The 10,829-nt window shown below is 68.9% G+C and carries 7 protein-coding genes; 1 reads left to right on the top strand and 6 read right to left on the bottom strand.

Features of this window, described 5'->3' with window-relative positions:
- Window positions 1–63: 63 nt before the first annotated feature.
- Both AC1DQP_RS10825 and AC1DQP_RS10820 read right to left on the bottom strand, forming a co-directional pair.
- A complete protein-coding gene (locus AC1DQP_RS10825; protein WP_478051579.1) occupies window positions 64–1,821 on the bottom strand; it encodes an EAL domain-containing protein in 1,758 nt (585 codons plus the stop codon).
- A 2-nt stretch (window positions 1,822–1,823) separates the two neighbouring features.
- Window positions 1,824–3,929, bottom strand: a complete 2,106-nt coding sequence (locus AC1DQP_RS10820; protein ID WP_478051578.1) for a sensor histidine kinase — start codon at window positions 3,927–3,929, stop codon at window positions 1,824–1,826.
- Between the two features lie 156 nt (window positions 3,930–4,085).
- On the opposite strand from AC1DQP_RS10820, the gene AC1DQP_RS10815 reads away from it, so the two are divergent.
- On the top strand, window positions 4,086–6,878 hold the full coding sequence (locus AC1DQP_RS10815) for a bifunctional diguanylate cyclase/phosphodiesterase (RefSeq protein WP_478051577.1): 2,793 nt from the start codon (window positions 4,086–4,088) through the stop codon (window positions 6,876–6,878).
- Between the two features lie 539 nt (window positions 6,879–7,417).
- Here AC1DQP_RS10815 and AC1DQP_RS10810 read toward each other — a convergent pair.
- The 4 genes from AC1DQP_RS10810 to mnmA all read right to left on the bottom strand — a co-directional run.
- Window positions 7,418–7,735: a hypothetical protein gene (locus tag AC1DQP_RS10810; RefSeq protein ID WP_457318602.1), complete on the bottom strand. Its 318-nt coding sequence runs from the start codon at window positions 7,733–7,735 to the stop codon at window positions 7,418–7,420.
- 98 nt (window positions 7,736–7,833) lie between these two features.
- A complete protein-coding gene (locus tag AC1DQP_RS10805) occupies window positions 7,834–9,024 on the bottom strand; it encodes a methyl-accepting chemotaxis protein (RefSeq protein ID WP_478051576.1) in 1,191 nt (396 codons plus the stop codon).
- Between the two features lie 156 nt (window positions 9,025–9,180).
- A complete protein-coding gene (gene hflD / locus AC1DQP_RS10800) occupies window positions 9,181–9,795 on the bottom strand; it encodes a high frequency lysogenization protein HflD (RefSeq protein WP_457318601.1) in 615 nt (204 codons plus the stop codon).
- Window positions 9,792–10,829 (bottom strand): tRNA 2-thiouridine(34) synthase MnmA (gene mnmA, locus AC1DQP_RS10795; RefSeq protein ID WP_478051575.1); only part of this gene is annotated, 1,038 nt, incomplete at its 5' end. The genes hflD and mnmA, both read right to left, overlap by 4 nt.

Raw genomic sequence — 10,829 nt, 5'->3', positions numbered from 1 at the left:
CGGCTGCGGCGGCACTTCGGTTGAGGGCAGCCGACCAACGGTCGGCTCTACGCCCGGGGTGGGTCAGTCGTCGTCAACCGCCGGCAGCGCCGGCGCCGGCGCGGTATTCGCCCGGCGCTGTTCCTCATGCGTGCGGAACGCCTGGTGGATGTGCTTGCGCAGCTCGTCGTCGKTCCACGGCTTGGTCAGGAACCGGTAGATCGCGCCGCGGTTGATCGCATCGGTCACCGTGTTCAAATCGGTGTAGCCGGACAGCACCAGCCGGATCGTGTCCGGGTACAGCATCTTCACCCGGCCCAGGAACTCGGTGCCGCTCATGTCGCTCATGCGCTGGTCGGACAGGATCACCTGCACGTCGTTGATCGCCAGCAGGTCGAACGCATCGCGCACGTTGCCCGCGGCCAGGATCCGATAGCCATCACGGCGGAACAACCGCACCAGCGAGCGCAGCACGTTCTCCTCGTCGTCCAGCAGCAGCAGGGTACGGTCCGGGCGGGTCTCGGCGAAGGCTTCCGGGCGCAGGTAGCGGCGGCGCAGGGTCATGCCGGCCGCATCGGCCGACATCGGCTCGCCAAACAGATAGCCCTGGAACACATCGCAGTCGTTGCGGCGCAGGAAGCCCAGTTGCGCCTGCGATTCCACCCCGTTGGCGATCACCGTCATGCCCAGCTGATGGCCCATGGCGATGATCGCGCGGGCGATCGCCGCCTCGCGGTTGCCGGCCGGCGCGCTCTTGATGAAGCTGCGGTCGATCTTCAGCTTGTCCACCGGGTAGCGCACCAGCGCGCTCAGGCTGGAGTCGCCGGTGCCGAAGTTGTCCAGGCTCAGGCTGATGCCTTCGTTGCGCAGGTTGACCAGGGTTTCGTGCACGAAGTTGACGTTGTTGGTCAGCGCGCTTTCGTTGATCTCCAACGTCAGCATCTGCGCCGGCACCCCGGCGGCCTGCATCAACGACATCACCTCGGCGAAGAAGTTCGGGCGCAGCAGCTGCAGGGTGGACACGTTGACGGCGATGGTGAAGTCGTCAAAACCCTGGTCGCGCCACAGCCGCGCCTGCTTCAACGCACCTTCCAGTACCCACGTGCCGATCTGCACGATGATGCCCAACCGCTCGGCGGTGCGCATGAAGCGCTCGGGCACCAGCATGCCCAGGGTGGGCGATTGCCAGCGCAGCAGCGCTTCCATGCCCACCACGTGGCCATCGCGTGCGCTCACCAGCGGCTGGTAGCGCAGCTTCAACTCGCCGTTGGGGATCGCATCGACGATCTGCCGGGCGATGATGCTCTCGCTGTGTGCACTGGACGGCGTATCCACCGCGTGGATGCGCACCGCGTTGCCGCCTTCGCGCGCGGCCTGGTACAGCGCATCCTCGGCGTGGTCGAGCAGCCGCGAGGTATCGCTGGCATGTTCCGGGCACAGGCTGACGCCCAGCTTGCCGGTCATGAACAACGTGTACGGCAGCACCGACAGCGGCAGTTCCAGCTGCTGGCGGATCTCTTCGGCCAGGTCTTCGGGCAGGGGCATGTCCGCGCTGCGCGGCACCGCCAGCAGGAACTCATCGYTGCCATGCCGCCACAGCTTGCCGCGCCCGCGCAGGTGGTGCTGCAGGCGCTGGGCGACCAGCACCAGTGCCTGGTCGCCAACCTCCGCGCTCATGTTCTCGTTGACCGAAGCGAAATGGTCGATGTCCACATGCATCAGCATCAGCGGGGTGCCGCCGGAGGCGGCGTCGCTGACCATCGCCTGCAGCTCGGGATTGCCCGCGCCCAGGCGCGGCGGCGCATYCTCGATGCTGACCAGGGGCAGGGAAGGGTTCCACATGTTCAATGTTCCAATGTATCGGGAGTGGCCGCATCGCTGATGCGATACGGCAGGTACAGGTCGACCAGGGTGCCGGCGCCGTGCGCCGATTCGATGCGCAGGGTGCCGCCGACGCTCTGCGCGCGTTCGCGCATCACGATCAGCCCCAACCCACGCGGACCGTCCGGGTCGAAGCCTTCGCCATCGTCGCGTACCTGCAGGTGCAGGCCGTGGTCGTTCACGTCGTGCAGCTGCAGGCTTACCTGGCTGGCGCGGGCATGCCGCAGCACGTTGGTCAGGCTTTCCTGGGCGATGCGGAAGCAGGCCTGCTCGATATCGCCCTGCGGTCGCCGCGGCAGCGACTGGATGTCCGGCAGCAGTTCGATCGCCGCCGAGCGGAACAGCATGCCGGCCTGCCAGCGCAGCGCGGCCTCAAGGCCGAGCGCGTCCAGCTGCGGCGGGCGCAGCAGGGTGGAAATGTCGCGCAATTTGCCCACGGTGGCATCGGCCAGCTGGATGATCTGCTCCAGATCCTCGCCGCGGCGCGCCGGATCGGCTTCGTCCTGCGCGGCGTAGGCCGACAGCTTCATCGCGGTGATCGCCTGGCCGATGTCGTCGTGCAGGTCGCGCGAGATCGCGCGGCGCTCGTCTTCCTGCAGCGAGAACAGGCGTCCGGCCATGGCCTGCAGTTCGCGGTTGCTGGTCTCCAGCGCTTCGCGGATGCGCTCGGGCTCGCTCAGGTCGCGAACGATCAGCAGCTTGCAGTTGCGACCGCCATAGCGCACATCGCCCACCGCCAGCCCGGCCTGGAAGCGCTCACCGGCCAGCCGGCGCATGCCGATCACTTCCCCGGCGCCGGTGCTGGGCAGTGGGATGGCCGCGAACAGTTGCGCGCGCACCCGGGCCAGGTCTTCGGCGGCCACCAATGCGGCCAGCGGCTCGCCCAGCAGGGTGTGCTGGCCGTAACCGAACTGCGCGGCCGCGCAGGCGTTGGCATACAGCACGTGTTCGTCGGACAGGATCACCACGCCGTCAGGCAGTACCCGCACCAGCTCCCGGAACTGCTCCTCGCGCTCGCGCAGCAGGCGCCGCGACTGCTCGCGCTCGGTCACGTCCTGCAAGGTGCCCAGCACGCGCGGGCGGCCGGCGTCGTCGTGGCCGCTCTCGGCGCGCAGGTGCACCATCAGCGCGCGCCCGTCCATCGCCAACAGGGGCAGCAGTACGTCGATCTGCACCTGCTCGCCGCTCATGTCCTGCAGCAGCTGTTCGCTGAGCGCGGCGGTGGCCGGGTCGGCCGGCACCAGCAGTTCCTCGAAGCGGTGCCAGCGTCGGGCCTCCGGCGGGCGCCGGCCGAGCAGGTGGTAGACCTGGTTGGAGAAGCGGCCCAGCCCGGTCGCCGGATCGACTTCCCAGGCGCCGATCCTGGCCATCTCATGTGCTTCCTCCACCCGCGCCAGCGCCTGGTCGCGGCGGCGCAGCGCCTGGTCCTCGCTGGTGCGGTCGATGGCGATCAGCAGGCGCGCCCGGTGGCCGCCGTACTCGATGAAGGTGCTGCGCATCTCCATGCGCCGGCGGGCACCATCGCGCAGCTGCAGGTCGGCGGTGATCACGCACAGCTGCTCGGGCGCGGCGCGGATCTGTTCCAGCTTGGCCGCCAGCAGCGGCTCATCGCCGGTCGGCCACAGCGCGCTGATCGGCATCGCCGTGAACTCCTCGTGGCTCCAGCCGAACAGGCTGCTCGCGGCGGGGTTCACATCCAGGATCGCCAGCGAATCCAGGTCGTACACCAGAATCGGACCGGGGTTGCCCTGGAACATCTGCCGGTGACGGGTCTCCGAGCACTCCAGCCGGGAATGGGCATGCAGCACATGCTGGGCCAGCGGTCGCAGCAGCAGGTAGATCAGCGCCGCGCTGGTGATCACGAAGAACGCGCCCTTGGCGGTCTGCCAGCGGGCCGCCGAGGCCATGTCCCGGGCCAGCACCTGCACGGCGGCATCGCTGCACAGAATCCACACCAGGGCCAGCACCAGATAGCCCGCCACCACCCGCCAGCGGTCGCGGCGCAGGGCCTGGGCGAGCGGGCGTTCGGGCGTGGACGGGGAGGCTTGACCGGACGGGGGGACGGGCATGGACGGGGCAGGGACCGGATCGTGACGGGCGACCTGCATCTTAGTGGGTGTGGTCCGGTTTGGGGGCCGCACGCAGGGCGCCACTCAACTATCCGTAAAATCCGCCGCTAACGATTGCGTTCCCGGCTGTCGGGTGCGTTATCGGAGTCTTACCGCGTGGACCAAGGGATTATCGCGAGTCTGCTGCAGCACCCATTGGCCTCGGCCCTGGTCATCCTGGACCGGACCGGGCGTCCGCTGGCGGCCAACCCGGCGGCGCGCGAGCATGGGTTGCCGGCAACCGTGGCGGCCTACGGCGAGCTGCTTGAAGACCTGCGCCTGCTGGCCGCCGATGGCGGCCTGATTCCCTGCCAGCTGCCCGGCGGCCCCCGTGGCCGCTTCGATGGCTGGATGCGCGCGGTGCATGACCCGGACGGCAACCTGCTGGCCTTCACCCTGAGCGTGCCCGAGCCGGTGGACAGCTACGCCGGCAGCCGCTGGGAGCTGGCCCTGGACCACGCCGGCCACGGGTTGTGGGACTGGGACGTGCCCAGCGACGCGGTGACCCGCTCGCGGCGCTGGGACGGGCAACCGGTCCCGGCCGAAGATGTCACCCGCGGCGACGCGGCGGGCGCGTTGCTGGCCCCCATCCATGCTGACGACCAGCCGGCCGTGCGCGCGGCGCTGGATGCGCACCTGCGTGGCGAAGGCGAGGTCTACGCCGCCCAGTACCGGGTGCGGCACCCCGACGGCGACTGGCGCTGGGTGCTGGATCGCGGCCGGGTGGTCGCGCGCACGGCGGATGGCCAGCCGCTGCGCATGGTCGGCACCCATACCGACATCCAGGCGCAAAAACAGATGGAAGCGCTGCTGCTGGAACAGCAGGTGCACCTGCGCGAAGCCCAGCGCATCGCCAGCATGGGCAGCTGGTCGTGGGACCCGGGCAGCCGCSAGTTCTGGTGGTCGCCCGAGTTCCGCGCCCTGCTCGGGGTGGGGGATGATCCGCTGACCGGTCGTCGGCGCTGGCTGCGCCGCCTGGAACCGCGCTCACGCAGCCTGCTGCGCCACGCCTGGCGGCGCATGCTGCACGATGGCAAGCCGGCCACGCTGGAACTGGAACTGCCGCGCGAACGCGAAGGCGCCCTGCACCTGCGCCTGTGGATGCAACCGTTGCTGGGCGCTGATGGGCGCATCCAGCGCCTGCTTGGCCAGGTCCAGAACATCACCGAACAACACCAGACCGATGCGCTGATCCGCTGGCGTACCGAGCTGCTCAACCGCGTCTCCGCACTGGGCCGCATCGGCGGCTGCGAGATCGAGGTGACCACCCGGCACATGCAGTGGACCGAGGAGTGCTATCGCATCCATGGCCTGCGCAAGGAGCCAATCAGCCTGGACCAGGCGCTGGCGCTGTACAGCCAGGACTCGCGCGACGCCTTCGAGGCCGCGCTCGCCCGCATCGCCGACGGCGGCCTGCCCGAGCAGCTGGACCTGTGCTTCTACCGCCAGTCCGGGCTGCGCATCTGGGTGCAGGTGCTGATCGAGCTGGACCGGCGCGACGGCCTGCCGACCCGCTTCGTGGTGCTGTTCCGTGACATCACCCGCGAGCGCGAAGCCAACGAACGCATCGAACTGCTGGCCCACTACGACCTGCTGACCGGGCTGCCCAACCGCATGCTGCTGCGCGAGCAGACCGCCGATGCGATCGAGGAAGCCCGTGACCGTGGCGCGCCGCTGGCGATGCTGTTCATCGACCTGGATGGCTTCAAGACCATCAACGACACCTTCGGCCACGCCACCGGCGACGCACTGCTCAAGGCCGCGGCGTCGCGCCTGCACCAGAACCTGCGCAACGCCGATCTGTTCGGCCGTTTCAGCGGCGACGAGTTCATCGTGGTATTGCGCGACTTGGCCGAGCCGGAAGACGCCGGTCATGTGGCGCGCAAACTGATCGCCTCGCTGGCCGAACCGCTGCAGCGTGGCGAGACCACGCTCAAGGTCGGCGCCAGCGTCGGCATCGCCATGCTGGATGAAGGCCGCACCGATTTCGACTCACTGCTGCGCGCCGCCGACGCGGCGATGTACGCGGCCAAGGAAGCGGGCCGCAACACCTACCAGTACTACAGCCAGGATGCGTTGATGCGCATCCAGCGCAAGCTGGAAATCGAGCACGCGCTGCTGGGCGCGATCGAGCGCGAAGAATTCACCCTGGCCTACCAGCCGCTGCTGCATGCCGCGCACGACCAGCCGCCGGCGATCGAAGCGCTGCTGCGCTGGCACCGCCCCGGTATCGGCTACTGCAGCCCGGCCGAGTTCATCCCGATTGCTGAAAAGTGTGGGGAAATCGTGCGTATCGGCGACTGGGTGCTGGCCGAGGCCTGCCGCCAGGCGGCTGCCTGGGAGGCCGCCGGGCTGCAGTTCGATCGCGTCGCGGTGAACGTCTCGGCGGTGCAGCTGCGCGACCGCGGCTTTGCCGAACGCGTCATCGACATCTGCCATGCCCACGGCTGGCCGCCGCAGCGGCTGGAGCTGGAACTCACCGAGTCGGCCCTGATCCGCGACACCGACGTGCTGCGCCATTGCTTTGACGTGCTCGAACGCCACGGCGTACCGCTGGCGGTGGACGATTTCGGTACCGGCTTCTCCAACCTGCACTACCTCAACCGTTTCCCGGTCGGTCGCCTGAAGATCGACCGCAGCTTCGTCCAGGGCATGCTGCACGACACCGGCACTGCCGAAGTCACCCAGGCCATCGTCCATCTCGGCCACGCGCTGGGCATGAAGGTGGTGGCCGAAGGCGTGGAGACCGAGCAGGAAGAGGCGATGCTGCGTCGCCAGGGCTGCGACGAAATCCAGGGCTACCTGTACTCGCGCCCGCTGACCCCGCGCGACCTGGCGCAGTGGCTCAAGGCCGGCGGCGCCCAGATGGCCCCGCGCGAGGCCCTGGTGGCGCTGACCCACGCCGTCTGACCCAACGGGGGACGGCCATGCCTTGCCTCGCTGCGCTCACGCGCGGGCGCGGTGTTGCGCGGGKAATGCGTTGCCGAGCATGGCTCGGCACTACCGGTTTTGCGGTGTCTGTGGTGCATTGCCGAGCATGGCTCGGCACTACCGGGTGCACGATCCGCCCTCATCGGCGGCTGCCGAGCATGGCTCGGCACTACCGGGTGCGCGATCCGCCCTCATCGGCGGTAGAGCCGAGCCATGCTCGGCTGCTCTTGGTCAGCTTTCCCAACGCCAGGCAATGCCGGGTTTCAGGCCGGGTGCCGACCTGGGTAATGACAAACGCTTCGTATCGGGCAGGGGGCGAACGTGCCTGCTGCGCGGAGTGCGTTGCCGAGCATGGCTCGGCACTACCGGATTTGCGGTGTCTGTGGGGTGCGCTGCCGAGCATGGCTCGGCACTACCGGATTTGCGGTTCCTGTGGGGTGCGATGCCGAGCATGGCTCGGCACTACCGGGGGGCGCGATTGCATGGGTAGAGCCGAGCCATGCTCGGCTGCTCTCCGCTTACCGGTCGCGCGCGGCCTTGACGGCGGCCTCGCCACTCAACCCGAGATCCCAGGCCAGTCCGGCCAGCGCCGGGTCGACCGGGGCCGGCAGGGCGCTATCGGCCATGCCGTTGCGCTCGGCCAGCTGTCCCAGCTCTGCCTGCGCCAACTGCTCCAGCCGCCCGATCAGGGCGCGGCCCCGCAGCGGTTCGGCTACCGGGGCTCCCAGCACCACCGGGACCGCCGGGGCCACGGCACGCCCGGTCGGCGTACCGACCACGTCGGTCATGGCAGCGGGAGAAGGGGAGGCAGCGCTGGGGGAGGGAGTCAACGACATCGGGCGATCATCTGCAGCCAGGACGAGTGTTGGAAGCGCAACGGCCCCGGGGAAACCGGGGCCGTTGGTCGTGCCGGAACCGGCACGCGTCAAGTCGATCAGAACAGTTCGACCGCGCCGGCGGCCATGCTCTGCTGGGCCACGGCCTTGTGCGGCGGACGCTCCCACTCGCTGCGCATCTCGCGCAGGCGGCTGCCGGTGCGCTGCAGGGCGCTGACCACTTCCTCGTCGAACACGCCGCCATTACGGTGCAGCAGTTCCTGCAGGGCCACCGCTTCGCGGTTGATCGCAGTCAGGCGGTCCAGATGGGTATGCACGCCGCCCAGGGCCTGGGTGGCGATGTCCTCGAACTGCAGGGCGCGGACCGCTTCGGCCACGCTGCTGTCGATGGCACGGCCGCACTCGGAGATCTCGCGCATGCCGTCACCCAGCGACGCGTTGATCTGGGCCACGTTGTCCAGCATCTGCGCCGCTTCGTGGCGCGCTTCGCGGGAGCGGTCCATGTCACGCGAGGCCATGTTCGAGACCGTCTCGCGGACCTTGGCGATGGCGTCCTTGGAACTGTGCGCCAACTTGCGGATCTGCTCGTTGAAGGTGGTCGAACGCTCGGACAGGTTGCGCACCTCGTCGGYGACCACCGCAAAGCCGCGACCGGCTTCACCGGCACGTGCCGCCTCGATGGCTGCGTTCAGGGCCAGCAGGTTGGTCTGGTCGGCGATCGACTTGACGTCTTCGAGCAGCGCGAAGATGCCATCCAGGTGCTGGGCCATCTGATCGATGTGCTGCACGGTGTTGCTGCTCTGGCCGCTGACCTGTTCCAGCGCTTCCACCAGCTGCTCCATGCGATGGCTGGCATGCTGGGCGAAACGGGCCACGTCGACGCCGGCGCCACCGTCTTCACCGGCACGGTCGACGATCCGGGCCAATGCCTGGCTCTGCTGGCGCGATTTGCGGTTCATGGCGTCGAAGCTGCCACCCAGGCCGCTGACCGCATGGCGGATCAGGTCACGGGCGCGTTCGACTTCGCCGCGCGAGCCGTCCACTTCGTTGGCGACGAAGGAACGCAGCTCGGTCAGCAGCTGGTCCTGCTCGCGCAGGATGCGGGCATGCTCGGGGGAGCGCTGGGTCTGGGCCCGTGCGGTCCACCAGGCAAAGCCCAGCCAGCTGAGCGTCATCGTGGTCAGGATCGCCCAACGCAGGGCGACAGGCCAGTCGAAGCCGATGGCGAAAGGAAGGAGCAGGGTCAGGACCAGGGGGGCGGCCAGACGGATGAAGATGCGTGAGTACATGGACGTTCTCGGGAAGTGCACGGTTGAGGTATCGGCCGTACCCCCATTTGCTTTAGTGCTGCACTGCACATTCCCTCGAAAACGTTCGCCGCACCCGCACCCGGGGGTAGAGCCACCCCACGGGTGGCTGCACGCAGCCCGTCCCGTCGCCGTGAATCAGCGCAGCTGGCGGTCCACCGCCTCGATCATCACCTTGCGCGAAAACAGGAAGTCCCAGTACTGGCCGCCGGTCTGGCGCCACAGCACCGCCGAGCGCACCGCCGCCAGCAGCAGCGCGCGGATCTCGGCCACCACCCCGGCCTGGCCCAGGTAATGCGGGTTGCCCTGGACCATCACCCGCGGCTTGAGGTTGCTGATGGTGTCCGCGTACAGCCCGCCGAGGGCGGCCAGCACGTCCGGATGGGCACTGTCGCCCAGTTCGGTGGCCTGACGCTGGGCACGGGCAATCCCCTGGCTCACCGTCTCCACCACCGCATGCTCACGCACGAAACGGCGCTCCAGCTGCAGCACCGCCAGCGCCAGCCGTGGCAGCGACTCGTCCTGGCCCTGGTTGCGGAAGTAGTTGTGCAACAGGCGCAGGCCCGGGGCCACGTTGGACGGGCTGCCGTAGATGGCCTGCGGGCTGTCGGCATCGATGCGAAACACGCTGTCGATCGCGGTGCGCACCACCGCCGCCTCGGAATGGCCGGTTTCGGCGATGCGGCGCACCTGCTGCAGGGCCTGGGCGATGCCGGCCAGAGCAAGAACGCGGTCGTCGACGGAAAAACTCATGCAGCAGGTACCTCGAAGGGGGAAGGAACGGTCCGCAGGCGCTGTTCCAGCGGCGCATCGGTGGCGGCGATCACCGCGCCACCCAGGCAGACCTCATCGTCATACAACACCAGCGATTGACCGGGGGTGACGGCGCGCTGGGGCTGGGCGAACCGCACCAGCAGCGTGCCATCGTCGTTGACCTGCACCTCGCAGGCCTCGTCCGGCTGCCGGTAGCGGGTCTGCGCGGTGCAGCTGAAGCGGCGGGCGGGCGGGGCGCCGGCAATCCAGTGCGCGGTCTCCGAGTGCAGCCGGGTCGAGAGCAGCCACGGGCTGTCGCGGTCCTGGTCCACATACAGGATGTTGCTGGCCACATCCTTGCCCACCACGTACCAGGGCGCCGCCGGGCGGCCACGCACGCCGCCGATGTTCAGGCCCTCGCGCTGGCCCAGGGTGAAATAGAACACGCCGGGGTGTTCGGCGATCAGCGCGCCATCGGGATCGCGGATCTCACCGGTCTTGGCCGGCAGGTAACGGCCGAGGAACTCGCGGAAGTCGCGCTCGCCGATGAAGCAGATGCCGGTGGAATCCTTCTTGGCGTGCGTCGGCAGCCGCGCATCGCGGGCGATCCGGCGCAGGTCGTTCTTCTGCAGGTCGCCGATCGGAAACAGCGTGGCGCCCAGCTGCTCCTGCCCCAGCTGGTGCAGGAAATAGCTCTGGTCCTTGCTGCGGTCGGCGCCGCGCAGCAGCGCCCAACGCCCACCCACCTGTGCCACGCGGGCGTAGTGGCCGGTCGCGATGCGCTCGGCACCCAGCGCGCGGGCGGCATCCAGGAAGTGCTTGAACTTGACCTCGCGGTTGCACAGCACGTCCGGGTTGGGGGTGCGTCCGGCCGCGTATTCGGCCAGGAAGTGCTCGAACACGCCCTGCCAGTACTCGCTGGAGAAATCGCGGAAATGGAACGGGATGCCAAGCAGCCCGCAGACGGCCACCGCATCGCGGCGATCGTCCTCGGCGCGGCAGTCACCGCTGCCGTCGTCGGCCCAGTTCTGCAT

The organism is Stenotrophomonas sp. P5_A8 (genome assembly GCF_056400545.1).
The sequence above is the reverse complement of the archived record's forward strand: the minus strand, read 5'-3'. Positions and strand labels throughout refer to the sequence as shown.

Bases quoted from the DNA above. Each gene is read 5' to 3' on its own strand.
- AC1DQP_RS10810 (WP_457318602.1), bottom strand. From the start codon at position 7,735: ATGTCGTTGACTCCCTCCCCCAGCGCTGCCTCCCCTTCTCCCGCTGCC.
- AC1DQP_RS10820 (WP_478051578.1), bottom strand. From the start codon at position 3,929: ATGCCCGTCCCCCCGTCCGGTCAAGCCTCCCCGTCCACGCCCGAACGC.
- hflD (WP_457318601.1), bottom strand. From the start codon at position 9,795: ATGAGTTTTTCCGTCGACGACCGCGTTCTTGCTCTGGCCGGCATCGCC.